This is a genomic window from Limnobacter olei (assembly GCF_029087225.1).
Lineage (GTDB): Bacteria > Pseudomonadota > Gammaproteobacteria > Burkholderiales > Burkholderiaceae_B > Limnobacter > Limnobacter olei.
On the sequence record NZ_JARFJD010000002.1, the window covers coordinates 248,956 to 264,919 of the forward strand.

Annotated in this window: 18 protein-coding genes and 1 tRNA gene; 12 read left to right on the top strand and 7 right to left on the bottom strand. The window is 52.9% G+C overall.

The window, feature by feature from the left end; all coding sequences use genetic code 11:
* Positions 1 to 14: 14 nt before the first annotated feature.
* Positions 15 to 539 (top strand): flavin reductase family protein, encoded by a 525-nt coding sequence (locus PY990_RS01295; protein ID WP_275270063.1) that lies wholly within the window; start codon positions 15 to 17, stop codon positions 537 to 539.
* A gap of 387 nt (positions 540 to 926) precedes the next feature.
* On the opposite strand, the gene PY990_RS01300 is transcribed toward PY990_RS01295, so the two are convergent.
* The 6 genes from PY990_RS01300 to PY990_RS01325 all read right to left on the bottom strand — a co-directional run bounded on the left by PY990_RS01300 (position 927) and on the right by PY990_RS01325 (position 6,501).
* On the bottom strand, positions 927 to 1,856 hold the full coding sequence (locus PY990_RS01300; protein WP_275270064.1) for a CysB family HTH-type transcriptional regulator: 930 nt from the start codon (positions 1,854 to 1,856) through the stop codon (positions 927 to 929).
* Positions 1,853 to 2,947: a sulfate/molybdate ABC transporter ATP-binding protein gene (locus PY990_RS01305; RefSeq protein ID WP_275270065.1), complete on the bottom strand. Its 1,095-nt coding sequence runs from the start codon at positions 2,945 to 2,947 to the stop codon at positions 1,853 to 1,855. Before PY990_RS01305 ends, PY990_RS01300 begins: the two co-directional genes overlap by 4 nt.
* A 12-nt stretch (positions 2,948 to 2,959) precedes the next feature.
* A complete protein-coding gene (gene cysW / locus PY990_RS01310; RefSeq protein ID WP_275270066.1) occupies positions 2,960 to 3,841 on the bottom strand; it encodes a sulfate ABC transporter permease subunit CysW in 882 nt (293 codons plus the stop codon).
* Positions 3,841 to 4,695 carry a sulfate ABC transporter permease subunit CysT gene (cysT, locus tag PY990_RS01315; RefSeq protein ID WP_206018567.1) on the bottom strand — a complete coding sequence of 285 codons (855 nt, stop codon included), beginning with the start codon at positions 4,693 to 4,695 and terminating at the stop codon, positions 3,841 to 3,843. The genes cysW and cysT overlap by 1 nt, the downstream gene beginning before the upstream one ends.
* Before the next feature lie 102 nt (positions 4,696 to 4,797).
* Complete coding sequence (locus PY990_RS01320) at positions 4,798 to 5,469, bottom strand: RBBP9/YdeN family alpha/beta hydrolase (protein ID WP_275270067.1); 672 nt, start codon at positions 5,467 to 5,469, stop codon at positions 4,798 to 4,800.
* An 18-nt stretch (positions 5,470 to 5,487) separates the two neighbouring features.
* Complete coding sequence (locus PY990_RS01325; protein ID WP_275270068.1) at positions 5,488 to 6,501, bottom strand: sulfate ABC transporter substrate-binding protein; 1,014 nt, start codon at positions 6,499 to 6,501, stop codon at positions 5,488 to 5,490.
* Between the two features lie 110 nt (positions 6,502 to 6,611).
* Here PY990_RS01325 and PY990_RS01330 point away from each other — a divergent pair, with 110 nt between their 5' ends.
* Positions 6,612 to 6,935: a hypothetical protein gene (locus PY990_RS01330; RefSeq protein ID WP_275270069.1), complete on the top strand. Its 324-nt coding sequence runs from the start codon at positions 6,612 to 6,614 to the stop codon at positions 6,933 to 6,935.
* Between the two features lie 441 nt (positions 6,936 to 7,376).
* Here PY990_RS01330 and PY990_RS01335 read toward each other — a convergent pair whose 3' ends face one another.
* A complete protein-coding gene (locus PY990_RS01335) occupies positions 7,377 to 8,276 on the bottom strand; it encodes a DMT family transporter (RefSeq protein ID WP_275270070.1) in 900 nt (299 codons plus the stop codon).
* A gap of 117 nt (positions 8,277 to 8,393) precedes the next feature.
* On the opposite strand from PY990_RS01335, the gene pyrF reads away from it, so the two are divergent.
* From pyrF to PY990_RS01385, 10 genes are all read left to right on the top strand, one after another.
* The gene (pyrF, locus tag PY990_RS01340; RefSeq protein ID WP_275270071.1) at positions 8,394 to 9,254 is read left to right on the top strand and encodes an orotidine-5'-phosphate decarboxylase; all 861 of its coding nucleotides are present in this window, start codon (positions 8,394 to 8,396) and stop codon (positions 9,252 to 9,254) included.
* A gap of 73 nt (positions 9,255 to 9,327) precedes the next feature.
* Positions 9,328 to 10,032 (top strand): response regulator, encoded by a 705-nt coding sequence (locus PY990_RS01345; RefSeq protein ID WP_105028283.1) that lies wholly within the window; start codon positions 9,328 to 9,330, stop codon positions 10,030 to 10,032.
* A 13-nt stretch (positions 10,033 to 10,045) separates the two neighbouring features.
* Complete coding sequence (locus PY990_RS01350; RefSeq protein ID WP_275270072.1) at positions 10,046 to 11,503, top strand: sensor histidine kinase; 1,458 nt, start codon at positions 10,046 to 10,048, stop codon at positions 11,501 to 11,503.
* A 39-nt stretch (positions 11,504 to 11,542) separates the two neighbouring features.
* Positions 11,543 to 12,559, top strand: coding sequence for a PhoH family protein (locus PY990_RS01355; protein ID WP_275270073.1), 1,017 nt, complete (start codon positions 11,543 to 11,545; stop codon positions 12,557 to 12,559).
* Positions 12,549 to 13,046, top strand: a complete 498-nt coding sequence (gene ybeY / locus PY990_RS01360; RefSeq protein WP_275270074.1) for an rRNA maturation RNase YbeY — start codon at positions 12,549 to 12,551, stop codon at positions 13,044 to 13,046. The genes PY990_RS01355 and ybeY overlap by 11 nt, the downstream gene beginning before the upstream one ends.
* Positions 13,047 to 13,138: 92 nt before the next feature.
* A tRNA-Lys gene (locus tag PY990_RS01365) sits at positions 13,139 to 13,214 on the top strand.
* A gap of 179 nt (positions 13,215 to 13,393) precedes the next feature.
* Positions 13,394 to 14,422, top strand: coding sequence for a hypothetical protein (locus PY990_RS01370; RefSeq protein WP_275270075.1), 1,029 nt, complete (start codon positions 13,394 to 13,396; stop codon positions 14,420 to 14,422).
* Positions 14,423 to 14,455: 33 nt separating this feature from the next.
* Positions 14,456 to 15,337, top strand: a complete 882-nt coding sequence (locus tag PY990_RS01375) for a hypothetical protein (protein WP_275270076.1) — start codon at positions 14,456 to 14,458, stop codon at positions 15,335 to 15,337.
* A gap of 68 nt (positions 15,338 to 15,405) precedes the next feature.
* The gene (locus PY990_RS01380; RefSeq protein WP_275270077.1) at positions 15,406 to 15,648 is read left to right on the top strand and encodes a type II toxin-antitoxin system Phd/YefM family antitoxin; all 243 of its coding nucleotides are present in this window, start codon (positions 15,406 to 15,408) and stop codon (positions 15,646 to 15,648) included.
* A complete protein-coding gene (locus PY990_RS01385) occupies positions 15,645 to 15,908 on the top strand; it encodes a Txe/YoeB family addiction module toxin (protein WP_275270078.1) in 264 nt (87 codons plus the stop codon). Before PY990_RS01380 ends, PY990_RS01385 begins: the two co-directional genes overlap by 4 nt.
* Positions 15,909 to 15,964 lie beyond the last annotated feature (56 nt).

The following is a 15,964-nucleotide window of genomic DNA, read 5'->3' on the forward strand; positions in this document are numbered from 1 at the left end:
ATTAGAAGTACCCCATGCAACAACCTGTTGAACCTGAATTCATTCGCGCCGAAAAACGCGAAGGCGACGCCGAGCTGGACGCGCACATGTTTCGGCAAGCGCTGGCCCAGTTTGCCACTGGCATCACCATCATCACCACCAAGAATGCCGAGGGCAAATACGTGGGGGTGACGGCCAATTCCTTCAACTCGGTATCGCTACACCCACCATTGGTGCTGTGGAGTTTGTCCAAAAAAGCCAGCAGCCACGATGCATTTGCAGCCGCCACGCATTATGGCGTGAGCGTGTTGTCGGCTGACCAGGAAGATTTGTCACACCATTTCTCGACCTTCAAAGGCGATCGGTTTGCGGGTGTCGAAGTGATTGAGGGCTTGGGCGGTGCGCCTTTGATTCCACATGCTTTGGCGCATTTTGAGTGCAAAGTACGCAGCCGCTACGATGAGGGCGATCACTTCATCATGGTGGGCGAGGTGTTGCGCTGCGACTTCCGGGAAGGTGAGGCGTTGGTGTATCGGTCGAGGAAGTACTTCCGGAACTAATCGGCGAATATTCATTGCCGAATTGGCTTGGGTTCCTATCTCTTGGCGGTTATTAATCGCCCACTCGGCTTGGGTGCGGATCTCTCGGCGCTTCTTAACCGCCCACTCGACTTGGGTTCCGATCTCTCGCCAGAAAACCTGTTTAGCCCTTGCTGAGCCTTGCGATGCCTGCGAACGACCCTCCTAAACTGCGGGTCGGGTCTGTTCTCTGTCGCCCATGCTGGGCAACACCGGCCCTGCTCGGCACGCAAGGGCAGGTTTTCTTGAAGGCGAAGCGATCGAAACACCGCCGCCGATTGGGCGTTTAAAGCAGCGGCGACCATTCAAGTGCGACACAAGGGACCCACGCCGAGTTGGCGAACGAATCGGCATCCCGATCGCGTGCGCTCAACTCACCGAGTCATTCAACGCCGCCAACAACCTGGCCTCTGTCAAATCAGCATTACACAGCTCGATGAACTTGTACGCAAACGAACGCAGGTAGTGTCCTTTGCGAATCGCTATGCTGGTGGTGTTCATTGGCAAATCCGATTCAACATCAAGCACCGCCAGGCCAGTGTCTTTCACCGGGTTGTAGGCCATGCTGGCAATAATGCCAACCCCCAAGCCCAATTCCACATAGGTTTTGATCACATCCGCATCCAGTGCAGAAATGGCCACATCCAGTGTTAAACCCAGCTTGCGGAAAGTTTCGTCAATCTTGATTCGTCCGGTGAAACCCTCTTGATAGGTCACAATCGGATATTCAGCCACATCCTGCAAAGTGGGCTTGGCCAGTTTCAACAAGGGGTGGCCTTGCTGCACCACCACCTGGTGCTTCCACTGGTAATAAGGAAACGAAACAAGATCATCGACATTGCCCAGCACTTCCGTTGCGATGCCAATATCGGCCTGCCCGTCCAGCAACATCTGAGTAATTTCTTTGGGGCTGCCTTGGTGCATGCGCAAGTGTACTTTCGGGAAAACCTTTTTGAACTCATTGACCACCGTGGGCAATGAATAGCGGGCCTGCGTGTGCGTGGTGACCACGGTCAGCTGACCCACGTCTCGACTGCTGTATTGCTCAGCCAGGTTCTTGATGTTTTTCGCATCCAGCAACATGCGTTCAACCAGCACCAGCAACTCCTTGCCTGGGTCTGTCAAACCCATCAGGCGTTTGCCTTTGCGAATGAACAATTCCACACCCAGTTCTTCTTCGAGGTCACGAATGTGTTTCGAGACGCCGGGCTGCGAGGTGTACAAACTGTTGGCCACTTCAGTCAGGTTGTAACCCTGACGAACCGTTTCGCGAATAATGCGCAACTGCTGGAAATTCATGCGGCCCCCACCACGTCAAACACTTTCAAAGCTTTGGCTGAAAGCCGCACCAACTGGCCTTCCTGCAAGTTCAATTCCACTGCACGCTCAGCGCTAATTTCCACATCAAAATGCTGTGCAGGTTGCAAATCAACGGAATCCAGTTCAACACGGGTATTCAACCCAAAGCGCAGCACTCGCACCACTTTGGCGGGTACACCCAAAGAAAAATCAGGTTCAGTGTGAATGTCTATTTCATGCGGACGCGCAAACGCCAGCACATCGGCACCCTGCACTGCCTCGCCCGATCTGTTCAACACTGTACCGGAATGTGCCAGGTTCGACTCGCCCACCTGAATACCATCGCCCAAGTGACGTGCCTTGAACAGATTGACCGAGCCCAAAAAACCATACACAAAGGGCGTGGCTGGGTGTTGATAGACTTCCTCAGGTGTACCGATTTGCTCCACATTGCCCTGGTTCATCAATACAACCCGGTCAGCCACTTCCAACGCTTCTTCCTGGTCGTGCGTCACAAAAATTGAGGTGATGTGCAATTCATCGTGCAGGCGGCGCAACCAGCGACGCAACTCTTTCCGTACCTTGGCATCCAGCGCGCCAAACGGTTCATCCAGCAGCAGTACCTTGGGCTCAACGGCCAATGCGCGGGCCAATGCAATTCGCTGACGTTGCCCGCCACTGAGTTGTGAAGGAAACCGATCCGCCAGCCAATCCAGTTGAACCAATTTCAGAAGGCTGTGGACTTTTTCCGCGATTTCCGCCTTGCTGGGCCTTTCACTGTGAGGCTTCATGCGCATGCCGAATGCCACATTGTCAAACACAGTCATGTGCTTGAACAGCGCGTAATGCTGAAACACAAAGCCTACATTTCGGTCTCGCACGTGCGTGTCGGAGGTGTCTTCTCCATCCAGAATCACAGTGCCGCTGTCGGCCTGTTCAAGGCCAGCGATGATGCGCAGCAACGTAGTTTTACCGCAGCCCGATGGCCCTAGCAGGGCAACCAGTTCGCCGCTGTTGAAATCCAGGCTGACGTTGTTCAGGGCTGTGAAATCGCCAAACTGCTTGTGAATGTTTTTAACTTGAATGCTCATGATAATTCCTTCTTAGTGCACGCCCTGTTTGGCGGCTTGATGCTCAACCCAGGTTTTAATGCCCAAGGTGATCAAGGCTAGAAACGCGAGAATCGAAGCCACGGCGAACGCAGCCGAAAACTGGTATTCGTTGTATAGAATTTCGACGTGCAAGGGCAGCGTGTTGGTCTCGCCGCGAATGTGCCCCGACACGACTGACACCGCACCAAACTCGCCCATGGCTCGGGCGTTACACAAAATAACGCCGTACAACAAACCCCACTTGATGTTAGGCAGGGTGACATGCCAGAAGGTTTGCCAGCCCCGCGCACCCAACACCACAGCGGCCTCTTCTTCCTCTTTGCCCTGTGCTTCCATCAGCGGAATCAGCTCGCGAGCGATAAAAGGTACGGTGACAAACACTGTGGCCAGCACAATGCCAGGTACCGCGAAGATAATGCGGATCTCATACTCGGCCAACAAGGGTGCAAACCAGCCCTGCGCGCCAAACAACAACACATACACCAGGCCAGCAATCACGGGGCTCACAGAGAAAGGCAAATCAATCAAGGTGATGAGCACCTGCTTGCCTCGAAACTCGAACTTCGCAATGGCCCATGCTGCGGCCACGCCAAACACCAGGTTCAAGGGCACCGCAATCGCTGCGGCCAACAAAGTCAGCTTTAAGGCATATACAGCATCGGGCTCTTTGAGAGACTCCCAATACACGCCTACACCCTGCCTGAATGCCTCGACAAAAACTGCAAACAGAGGCAGCAGCAAAAAGAAACCAAAGAAAGCCACTCCGGTGAGAATAAGGGCCCACTTGACCCATGGCGTTTCCCGCGTGGCCGACGAGCTTTGAAGCTTCTCGGCGCGCGAGGTGTGAATATGCAATGCAACAGCGCCCGACATTATTGAGTTCTCCCTGTGCGTTTGGCAGTCCAGGCTTGCAGGCCGTTGATGGCCAGCAACAAGATGAATGAAATGATCAACATGACCGATGCGATGGCGGTCGCGCCGGTGTAGTCGTATTGCTCGAGCTTGGTGATGATCATCAACGGAGTAATTTCAGACACATAGGGAATGTTGCCGGCGATGAAAATAACCGAACCATATTCACCCACTGCCCTCGCAAAGGCCAAGGCGAAGCCGGTGAGCAAAGCTGGAAACACAATGGGCAAAATGACATGAAAAAAGGTTTGCCAACGGTTCGCCCCGAGGCTGCTTGCGGCCTCCTCCAATTCACTTTCCATGTCTTCCAGCACGGGCTGCACCGTGCGCACCACAAAGGGCAAACCAATAAATACCAGGGCCACCAAAATACCCGGGGGTGCAAAAGCCACTTTGATGCCCAATGGCTCCAGGTATTGCCCCACCCATCCGTTGCCGGCATACAAGGCAGTCAGTGCAATACCAGCCACCGCCGTGGGAAGGGCAAATGGAAGGTCCACCAAAGCATCCACAATTTTTCGACCAGGGAAGGTGTAGCGAACCAGTATCCAGGCCAATAACAGGCCAAACACCGCATTGATGCCGGCTGCCAACAAGGAGATTCCAAATGAAACCCGGTAAGTTGCAACGATTCGGGGATCGGTCACCGTGCTCCAGAAATCGGCAAAGCTCATCTCGAATGTTTTGATGAACACCGCGGACAGCGGAATCAGGATGAGCAAAGAGAGATAGACGATGGCATAGCCCAGGGTGAGATGAAACCCGGGCAGCACGCGTTTGGTGGATGAAGACGAAGCCACAATAGACCTTGACAAGTTCGATTTAAATGCGAAGCAAGCAGTCTATTGGAGTGGCTTTAGATACTGAACGATTAAAAAGTTGGATCGATATAAGAAAAACTTATGATCAATATTCAGCTACAGAAGGTCGATGGAATTGCGCGTTAGTAGTCTGATCTTCGACAAGGCCGAGAATCTATTTTTGCTGGATTGACTTTGTACCTGAATTTGGCCGAGCGGGATGGCCTGAACCTGCTCTCTAAATTTGTCCACCAAACGAGGTAAGGCGGGCCAGCCTCCAAATCCCGACTCCACATTGATATGCCCCGCCTTGCGCAAACAGGAAAAGCGCAAACCCCAGTTTTCAGCCCAAAATCGAGCGTGTGTCATCTTCATCCAGGGGTCATCTGAACTCGCAATTAGCATACCGGGAACACCCAAGGGTCTGGATGGAATTGCGCTGAGTAATGTTGTTGACACACCATGCCCAAAACCGATCAAACCCGTCGCACTGAATCGCTGGGGAGATGCTGGCGCCACCAAAATGACCCCAGCCACCTTGGTTTCGTTGTCCGCAATCGCAACCACGCTGGCCAGACAGCCAAAACTGTGGGCGATCAGGATCACGCTACCCGCCTCGTCTCGAATGTTGTTTCGAATTGCATCAGCCCATGCTGCGACCACCGGTTTGTTGAAGTCAATCCCGCTTACCCTTCGGCAATTTGGAATTTCCTTCTCTGCCCAGGTTTGCCAGTGGTCTGGGCCACTGCCATTCAAGCCGGGCACGGTGATGCAAGTGGGCGCAAGCACGGTCAATACTCCCGACCATTAACGCTTAAAGATTTGATCGAAAACACCACCGTCCTCAAAGTGGGTTTTCTGGGCTTTCTGCCAACCACCAAACACTTCGTCAATGGTGAACAGCTTCACTTTGGGGAAACGATTCAAGTCGGCTTTATTGGCCACCAGTTCAGGCTTGTTGGGGCGGTAATAGTTTGCTGCTGCAATTTGTTGCCCGACGGGAGAGTAGAGGTAATCGAGGTAGGCCTGCGCAACCACAGTCGTGCCTTTCCTGTCGGCATTGCCCTTCACCAAGGCAACAGGAGGTTCTGCCAAAATCGAGACCGAGGGCACAATAATTTCGAACTTGTCCTTACCCAATTCATTAATAGCCAAGAAGGCCTCATTTTCCCAAGAAATAAACACGTCCCCAATATTTCGTTGAACAAAAGTATTCGTTGAACCACGCGCACCGGAATCCAGCACGGGTACATTTTTGTAGAGTGTCGTCACGAAATCCTTGGCTTTGGCTTCAGTACCACCTGGCTTTTTCAAGGCATAGCCCCAAGCAGCCAAGTAGTTCCAGCGTGCACCGCCCGACGTTTTTGGGTTGGGCGTAATCACTTGAATACCTGGTTTGACCAAATCATCCCAATCCTTGATTTTCTTGGGGTTCCCTTTGCGAACCAGGAACACAATTGTGGAGGTGTAAGGCGAACTGTTATTGGACAGCTTCTTTTGCCAGTCCGCCGGAATCTTGCCTGTTTTTTCAGCAATCGCATCAATGTCGTAGGCCAAGGCCAGCGTGACCACATCCGCCTCCAAACCATCAATCACTGCGCGGGCCTGCTTGCCTGCGCCGCCATGACTTTGCTTGATGGTCACGGTTTCACCAGTTTTTTCTTTCCAGTATTTGGCAAATGCAGGATTGAACTCCTGGTACAACTCGCGAGTCGGATCATAGGACACGTTGAGCAATTCAACGTTGGCCCATGCGGTGGAGGAGATCGCCAGGGCCGCAGTCAGCCCCAAGGTTTTTTTGATCAGAGCGGCAAAATTCATTGTGTAATCCTTCAGAGTGTTCTTGATGTGGACACATCTTAGGGATCGGGCTTTGCGCTGTGAACGAAGAAAAACTTCTTTGCTTATCAGATTCTTCTCGACCACTCGGCTTGGGTTCTGATCTCTCGGAGCTTCTTAATCGCCCAATTGGCTTGGGTTCTGATCTCTCGGAGCTTCTTAATCGCCCGATTGGCTTGGGTTCTGATCTCTCGGCGCTTCTTAATCGCCCACTTGGCTTGGGTTCTGATCTCTCGGCGCTTCTTAATCGCCCACTTGGCTTGGGTTCTGATCTCTCGGCGCTTCTTAATCGCCCACTTGGCTTGGGTTCTGATCTCTCGGCGCTTCTTAATCGCCCACTTGGCTTGGGTTCTGATCTCTCGGCGCTTCTTAATCGCCCACTTGGCTTGGGTTCCGATCTCTCGCCGGCCGGTTAATTGCCCGATCGGCTTGGGTTCCGCTCCCTCGCCAGAAAACCTGTTTCTCCCTTGCTGAGCCTTGCGATGCCTGAGAACGCCCCTCCTAAACTGCGGGTCGGGTTCGTTCTCTGTTGCCCATGCTGGGCAACACCGGCCTGCTCGGCACACAAGGGCAGGTTTTCTTGAAGGCGAGGCGATCGAAACACCGCCGCCGATTGGGCAACATATCCGTACGTGAGCCGCGAAGTGGTGCAGATTCGGCTGTGCGGATAAACGTTGGCCAGGTGACTGGGGAGCTGAACTTGCAATGGGTCGCACGATGACGAGTCAGAAAACTTGCCGGCTCGGCTTAGTGCAGGCGCAAGACAACAAGCCGAAATGCCAAGTTTTCGGGCAGCGGTGACCCTTCAAGTTCCGCTCCCAATAAACCACTCAGGTGCGGCACACGCAACCCACGCTTCAGCCGACCGCTGCTTTCTTTCTACCCGGCACGAGAATCACAGCCATCGCACCAAGAATCAAAACCAATGCTGCAAAGTCAGGCCAATGCGGTACCTCACCCAGGAAAAAACTCCCTGCCATCACACCCACCACCGGAATAATCATGATGGACAAGCTCGACACAATGGGTGGTAGCGATTTGGCCAGGCTAAACCATGCCACTTGGCAAAATGCAAATACACCGAAAGCGTTGTAGAAAATTGGCCACCACTGCGACCAACCTTGCGGCGCACCCACATCGGTTCCCTCAAACCAAAAACCAGCCAAACCCATGGCTACAATGGTCGGCGGCATCATGGCATGGGTGAAGGTGAGGGAATGCAAACCAGTGGGGTAATGCCGAATCAGCGTGGTACCAAACCCCCAACACGCGGCAGCCACCAGCATTAGCACAACGCCCAATGGGCTGCCTGCAATGGCTGCAAACTCAGAGGAGAGCAGCAACATGGCTGCCACCATTGCCAGGGTTAAACCGATCCAGCCACGGCGCCCCACCGGGTGCGCAAACGCAAGGCCCGACAACACCGCCCACACAGGCATGGTGTAGCCCAAAATAGCCGCGCGGCCCGAGCTCAGTTCCTTCACAGCCAGAATACAAAACAGGTGCCAACCAATCATGTTCGGAATGCAAAGCAAAGCAAGCCTGCCCCACATTTCGCGGGGAACTTTGAGCGACACCTTCATTTGCCGAGCCACAAACCACATAGCCACCATACCAAACACCATGCAAAGGGTGCGGAAATGCAAAGGTGGGTACTGCGTTACCGCGTACTTCATGACAGGCCAGTTCAAACCCCAAATGGCGGTAATGCCAAGGAGTAACTGGATTTGAGGCAGGGATAATTTTGCAGCTGGCACGTAAGTGAACGATCATTCAGTAAAGTGCCCCAGTGTAGTGCATTGGCCCACTCTTGCCCCTAGGGGCTTGCCCTGATCCTGTACAATAGCGACACCTTCCAACTGTTCTCGCATGCAATGGCCAGCAATCGTTTTTCGCAATTCTCATCGTTCCCGAAACGCCTTGCACACAGTTGGCAACACAGCAACTCCATGTTGTGCGTGGGCCTGGACCCCGACATTTCCCGCATGCCCGAAGGCTATGGCACAAGCCCCGCAGAAATTGAACGCTTTTGCATCGAAATTGTGAAAGCCACTGCCGAGTTCGCTTGCGCCTTTAAACCTCAAATTGCCTACTTTGCAGCCAACCGGGCCGAGGCCGCGCTGGAAAATGTTCTGGCGTATGCCAATGAAATTGCGCCACACGCCACCACTATTCTGGATGCAAAACGCGGCGACATCGGCGCCACAGCCAAGCAATACGCGATTGAAGCGTTCGAGCGTTACAAGGCCGACAGCGTAACACTGAGCCCTTACATGGGCAGCGATTCCGTTGAGCCCTACCATGCCTATTCTGACCGGGGGCTTTTTCTGCTGTGCCGCACCTCCAACCCAGGAGGCAACGACCTGCAATTTTTAAACACTGAAAAAAGCGAACCGCTGTACCAAACAGTCGCCAAACTGGCCACCACGGCCTGGAACCCCCACCAGCAAGTGGGCTTGGTGGTGGGTGCAACCTACCCCGAAGAAATTAGAACCGTGCGTGCACTGGTGGGCGATTCGCCCCTGCTGGTGCCTGGCATTGGCGCACAAGGCGGCGACTTGCTGAACACGGTAAAAAATGGCCTGTGCAGCCAAGGCTGGGGCCTGTTGATCAATTCATCACGCGCCATTTTGTACGCCAACAGCACAGCCAGTTTTGCAAGCGCTGCCGCACTTGAAGCGCGAAACACCCGTGACGCAATTCAAGCCGCAAAAGCCACGGCACTTTCAGGCTAGAATCAAAGCAATACACATATTCATGTTCAGGTAAAAAGAGCCCCACCGGCCGGCCTGCACTGAGGAGACAAGGATGAAAATACTTCTGGCCGAAGACGACAGCTTGTTGTCTGAAGGTTTGTCGCAGTCGTTGCGACAGGCTGGCTACGCCGTGGACTGCATGTTCAAAGGCAGCGACGCTGACACCGCGCTGACCACCATGAATTACGACATTTTGATACTCGATTTGGGCCTGCCAAAAATGAGTGGCTTGGAGGTGTTGCGCCGCTTGCGCGCACGCGGCAACAACATGCCTGTTCTAATCCTGACTGCGGCCGACAGCGTCGAACAACGTGTGCAAGGACTGGACGCCGGTGCTGACGATTACATGGCCAAGCCTTTCGACCTGAAAGAACTCGAGGCCCGGGTGCGCGCATTGGCGCGACGTGGCACAGGTGGCGGCGCCAGCATCTGGAAACACGGACCACTCACCTTCGACCAGGTGGGGCGCATTGCCTACATCAACGACGACATGCTCGACCTTTCGGCACGTGAAGTGGGTTTGCTGGAGGTATTGCTTCAACGCGTGGGCCGCTTGGTCAGCAAAGAACAATTTGTAGACCACCTGTGCGAATGGGGCGAAGAGGTGAGTAACAACGCCATTGAGGTTTACATACACCGCCTGCGCAAAAAAATTGAAGTCAACGGTGTTCGAATTGCCACGGTACGTGGCTTGGGTTATTGCCTTGAAAAATTTGTCGAGAAAGAAGCCACACCCGATGCCAACGCCAACACATAAGGCGGGTGCCTGATTGGCTTGGTACAAACGCAATCCACTGGCCTCGGGGCGACAACAACGCCGCTCGCTGTTTGGCGAAATTCTGGACTGGATGCTGGCGCCCCTGCTTATTTTGTGGCCCATGAGTATTGGTGTTACCTACCTGGTCGCCAAGTCAATTGCCAACGATCCCTTCGACCACATTCTTGACGACAAAATCACTGCGCTGGCCCAAGAAGTGGCTGCGCAAGCACCCAGCGACCAGTTTTCCATTCCCAAAGAAGCACTGGAAATTTTAATGGCCGATGGCACCGACCAGTTGCGCGTTCAAGTGTTGGGCAAAGGTGGCGAATTTTTATTGGGCGACGAACGAACACTGCCCATTCCGCAACGCGAGGCCCGGCAAATTGGCGTGGTGAACTTTCGGGACATTGTGGTCAATGGCGAAGACTTTCGCGCAGGCCACCTGTGGATTGAACTGCCCACCGTGGGCGAAAACCGGTTCATGCTGATTCAAATCGCGGAAACATTGGGCAAACGCGATGGCTTGGCCAACGAAATCATCAAAGGCGTGATTCTGCCGCAGTTCGTTATTCTGCCCCTGGCTGTATTGCTGGTGTGGTTTGGCCTGTCGCGGGGTATTGCCCCCTTGAACAGCCTGCTGGACATTATCCGCAACCGCAAACCCGACGACCTCAGTGCCCTTCAAACCAAAGACACACCCGAAGAATTGCTGCCGGTTATTACCGCCTTGAACGAGCAACTGGAAAGGCTTGAACAAACCATCGATACCCAAAAACGCTTTGTGGCCGATGCGGCCCACCAGCTTAAAACACCCTTGGCAGGCCTGCGCATGCAAGTGGAATTGCTGAGCGATGAAACCGACGAGGCTGCAAGACTGCGCAGCCTGCGCCGCCTGAAAGTGGGCACCGAACGGTCAACCCGCCTGGTCAACCAACTGCTGGCGCTGGCCCGCACCGAGGCACCTTCGGTATTGCAGTTTGAAAAACTCGACTTGACTCACATTGCGCGAACCGTTACCCGCGACTTCGTGCCCGAGGCCATGAACAAACGCATCGACCTGGGCGTTGAAGTGCCCGATCACCCGGTGTACGTGAACGGTCAAACTCTGATGCTGACCGAGATGATGAAAAACCTGGTGGAAAACGCTTTGCGCTACACCCCAGAGGAAGGCTGCGTGACCGTGCGGGTGGACGACAGCCCCCAACGCGAAGCCATTGTGCTTGAAGTGGAGGACGACGGCCCTGGCATTCCGGAAGGCGAACGCAACCTGGTATTCGACCGTTTTTACCGCGTTCTGGGCACCAGCGAAGACGGCTCGGGCCTGGGGCTGGCTATTGTGCAGGAAACTGCACACCAACACGATGCCAACGTGAGTATTCATGAGAATCCGAAATCCAGCCACCCCGACAGACCTGGCACCTTGATGCGTGTCAGTTTCCAGCCTCGCCACCGGCAAATGGAAGATTGAATGCTTAAAATACAAAGTCAACTTTTCTAGAAGCACCCAATGAAAGCAAAAGGCAGTGAATGGCACGCCCCGGAAGACGACAACCACAAACTGGCCAACCTGTGTGGCCCAGTGGATGCCAACCTTCGGCAAATTGAAGCCGCGTTGAATGTAAAAATTGCGCGACGCAACGGCACCTTGAATGTGGTGGGCGACAAGGAAAATGCCAAGCAGGCTTTTATCCTGATCAATCATTTTTTCGAGAAAAGTGACAAACCGGTTACTGCCGACGAAATTCAACTGGCCTTGGTTGAACTGAAAAACACCAGCACCGTGGCCAGCACCAAGAAAGAAATTCCGGTGATTGCCGGAGCGGATGAACCTGTGGTGCTGCGTACCAAAAAAGGCGATCTGCAACCGCGAACCGAGCGCCAGAAAGATTACCTGAAGGCAGTGCTGGAGCACGACCTGACCTTTGGTATTGGCCCGGCGGGTACCGGCAAAACCTACCTGGCCGTGGCTTGCGCCGTGGATGCACTGGAACGCGACAGCGTAAAGCGAATTATTTTGACTCGCCCCGCCGTGGAAGCTGGCGAACGCCTGGGATTTTTGCCGGGTGACCTGAACCAGAAAGTAGACCCCTACCTGCGCCCTCTGTACGATGCGCTTTACGATTTGGCAGGTTTCGACCGTGTGCAAAAATGGTTTGAGCGCAACGTGATTGAAATTGCGCCACTGGCCTACATGCGCGGCCGTACTTTGAGCCATGCCTTTGTAATTCTGGATGAAGCGCAAAACACCACGCCCGAGCAAATGAAAATGTTTTTGACCCGAATTGGCTTTGGCAGCAAGGCGGTGATTACCGGGGATGTCACGCAGATCGACCTGCCACGAGGGCAGCAAAGTGGTTTGGTACAAACCCAGCATGTGCTGCGCAATGTAAAAGGCATTGCCATGACCTACTTCACCAGCGCCGATGTAGTGCGCCACCCACTGGTGGCCCGCATTGTTGAAGCCTACGAGCGTTTCCACAACCCTGAACGAACCGGCACTGCTGGTGAAACCAATGATGAGTAAAACCACAGCGCCGGTCAGCGTCGCCATTCAATGGGCCGTGCATGCCGACCACCCTCCCTTCTCGGAAGTGGACAACAGCCGCATTCGCCGCTGGGCCAAAGCCTGTTTCATGGACAGGGCCGAAATTACCATTCGCCTGGTGGGCGAAGAAGAAGGCCGGCAATTGAACCGCGACTTCCGCGGCAAAGACTACGCCACCAATGTGCTGACTTTTCCCATGGACATGCCCGACTTGGGTGCCGATTCTGGCCTGCCTGTGTTCATGGCCGACATCGTGATTTGCCCAGCCGTGGTCGAGCGCGAAGCCGCCGAGCAGGGCAAAGACCCGATTGACCACTTGGCCCACCTGATTATTCATGGCTGCCTGCACGCCCAAGGCTATGTGCATGAAAGCGACAATCAAGCTGAATTGATGGAAAACCGCGAAATTGAAATTCTAAAACGTTTCAAGATTTCAAACCCTTACGTGATTTCAGCCAAAAAATAGTGGCTTTTTGCCCGCGCGGGGCTTGACCACTTTTGAAAACTTGGCCATAATCGCGGTCTTCGGTTGAGGGCCAACGCCCAAAAGCGAAATGTGGGTCGTTAGCTCAGCTGGTAGAGCAGAGGACTTTTAATCCTTTGGTCGTGAGTTCGAATCTCGCACGACCCACCACAAATTCAAAGGCTCGCACTTGTGCGGGCCTTTTTCATTTTTGGCGATCTGGTACCAAACTGGTACCCAATGCAATTCGATACAGCCATCCCCCATCCAATGAATACACACAGGGAATTTATACCCCTCGCGATCCTTTCCGCATACTCATGGGTCGATCTGCTTTCGTTCAAAACTGCATGAATGCCCAAGCCCGCACATTTCACGAAGATCACCTAAAGCGCAAAGCGCAATCGCTACAACTCGCCTACACCCGTGCGCTGAATAGCCACGATGGTTCAACGCCGCTATACCTGCATCAGGAAATGGATTTTCTGGGCCACTTTGAACCCGATGCCCAAGTAAGCCTGGCGATGGTGCCAGAGGTAATGCAGCAAGACCCAGTGGCTGGGGTCATGCTGATGACATCGCAATTGAACACACAGCAAACCAGTGCGCTAGTAGGTGCATTTGAGAAAGGCACAGTGAGCGCTGCCTTGCTTGCTCAGTTGTTTGGCCCCACCAACTTACCGGGTAGCCTGACCAATTTGATCGAGGCTGCAGCCAAAGCCCGCTTTACTTCTAAAATGAAAACCGAATTGCGAGCCACACTGGCTAGCGGTAAATCCCGCACGGTGAAGCTTGGCAACGGTGTGGAATTGAAAGCCGTTGGCCTTAAAGGCCCAAACCAGTTTGGCAAACACGCCGATGTGCTTATTCGGGTTCGTCAAACAAATGCCAAGCAAATTACCTTGCTGGAGAAAAACCAGTTCGAAAAAATCAGCAAGAACTTGAGCACCAAATCACTGGGACCCAATGCATTCAAATACGACAAGGTACTCAGCTTGAGCAGGCAAGCCTCAGATGAAATGTGGGAGTTGCGCAGGCTTACAGGGTCATCTTGGCTGGGATCTGCAAAAGTAGGCGGAGTTCTAACGTTCGGTCCCACATTGATCAACGACGTGATGACCAACTACAACCACAACGCAAAGCTGGATCAAAAATTCAACTACAAGCAATTCGCGGTGGATAGCGCCAAGAATCAAACTGGCAATGCGCTAGGTATGGCTGCTGGTTTTGGCGTAGCTATTTTATTTACTGGCGGAATTGTTGCTGGCGCCCCCTTGATTCTGCTCTCAATGGGAATTGGGTTTGCTGTTTCGATTGGCTACGACCGCCTTGGATTGGATGATGTTGTCGAAGCCAAGGCCAAAAAGCTATTTCAATAAAACAATCAGACTGCACTGTTATTTTTATCGACCATGATTAATCCAGCCCCTTTGCACTTCTATTTCCTTGGTGGAATTCTCAGCTTGTCATTTTTGCTACTGATTGCTGCGACCCCACTTTACATAGCCACCTGGATGACCACGGGTATATTTCTGTGCTTGTTCATCAGCATTGTTTTCTTCTCATCCTTCGTGTGTTATCAATGGGTCTTTGTCAGCAAAAGACCCATCAAAGCGACCATCATTGAATTTGCTACACTGCTGGTCGCGGTTCATCCATTTGTATTTGGTATCCATCATTGGCCCCCGCTGACTGACCACAGTGAGCTAATTCAAACCTCGCATTGGTGGGAAAACATCAATCTTGTTTTTGGTGTCTGTGTGCTGCTCATCACCACTGTTGTCGCTTATGCGATTGCGTATTCCAGATCTGACAAATCATCTCTAGAAACATACTCTGGCCTTGAGTGGACCATTTTTCAAATCAACCTTCGAACCAGAAAGTACAGTCGCCGTAAAAACTTTCCAATCATTCATACACTTTACTGGCCACTTGTATTGGCGGGTGGTTTTTACATCATGTGGTTTGCCAACCAATACGCCCAGGTGGCAGATTTAAAAGAGGATCTAAAACTTATTTCTCTACTCGGAATGTGCTCAATGATTCTTTGTTACCTCTGCGGTCTGGTATTTGGAGAGGGTATTCGGCTTATTCAGATCGAACGATATTTGAATAAAGGAAAATTCGAAATCGACGGTCTGGAACATCTGAAACGCTGGCGCCACGACTATGTGAAGTACCACCTACCCGCCCCAATCCGCAAACTAAACCTGCGCTTGTTCAACCAGCATGTACAGGCGTATGAAAACCTCCAGAAACCCAAATATCAAAGTCGCTCACAATCAAGCCTTTAAATATGTACGCTTTGACGTACGTTCGTTTTAGCGTACAATTAGTCTACTTACACAAGTTTGAGGTCAACATGGCTGGAATCACTGCAACCGAGGCTCGCAGCAATCTTTATCGCTTGATTGACGAAACCGCAGAGTCTCACCAACCCATCGTCATCACCGGAAAACGTCACAGCGCGGTTCTTGTTTCCGAAGAAGACTGGTCTGCCATCCAAGAGACGCTCTACCTGCTTTCGGTTCCAGGAATGAGAGAGTCAATTCGAGAAGGCATGGACACGCCAGTGAACGAATGTGATCAGGAGTTGGACTGGTGACCTGGACTGTCGTTTACACCAAACAAGCCCAGAAAGATGCAAAAAAATTGGTCGCAAGCGGTTTAAAACCGAAGGCTCAAGAACTGCTTGCGATCATTGCTGAAGACCCCTATCGCAAACCACCCCCCTTCGAGAAACTGGTCGGCGACCTTGTTGGGGCTTATTCGCGGCGAATCAACATTCAACATCGCTTGGTCTACCAGGTACTCGACAGCGACCACGTGGTCAAGGTGCTGCGCCTGTGGAGTCACTACGAATAGCATTGGCTGAAGGGGCAAGTGTCGGCCTTTTTACATTACTGGCATTCTCCGTGTCA

Coding starts and splice junctions, on each gene's coding strand:
- PY990_RS01295 (WP_275270063.1), top strand. CDS start 15: ATGCAACAACCTGTTGAACCTGAATTCATTCGCGCCGAAAAACGCGAA.
- PY990_RS01300 (WP_275270064.1), bottom strand. CDS start 1,856: ATGAATTTCCAGCAGTTGCGCATTATTCGCGAAACGGTTCGTCAGGGT.
- PY990_RS01305 (WP_275270065.1), bottom strand. CDS start 2,947: ATGAGCATTCAAGTTAAAAACATTCACAAGCAGTTTGGCGATTTCACA.
- cysW (WP_275270066.1), bottom strand. CDS start 3,841: ATGTCGGGCGCTGTTGCATTGCATATTCACACCTCGCGCGCCGAGAAG.
- PY990_RS01325 (WP_275270068.1), bottom strand. CDS start 6,501: ATGAATTTTGCCGCTCTGATCAAAAAAACCTTGGGGCTGACTGCGGCC.
- pyrF (WP_275270071.1), top strand. CDS start 8,394: ATGGCCAGCAATCGTTTTTCGCAATTCTCATCGTTCCCGAAACGCCTT.
- PY990_RS01345 (WP_105028283.1), top strand. CDS start 9,328: ATGAAAATACTTCTGGCCGAAGACGACAGCTTGTTGTCTGAAGGTTTG.
- PY990_RS01355 (WP_275270073.1), top strand. CDS start 11,543: ATGAAAGCAAAAGGCAGTGAATGGCACGCCCCGGAAGACGACAACCAC.
- ybeY (WP_275270074.1), top strand. CDS start 12,549: ATGATGAGTAAAACCACAGCGCCGGTCAGCGTCGCCATTCAATGGGCC.
- PY990_RS01370 (WP_275270075.1), top strand. CDS start 13,394: ATGAATGCCCAAGCCCGCACATTTCACGAAGATCACCTAAAGCGCAAA.
- PY990_RS01375 (WP_275270076.1), top strand. CDS start 14,456: ATGATTAATCCAGCCCCTTTGCACTTCTATTTCCTTGGTGGAATTCTC.
- PY990_RS01380 (WP_275270077.1), top strand. CDS start 15,406: ATGGCTGGAATCACTGCAACCGAGGCTCGCAGCAATCTTTATCGCTTG.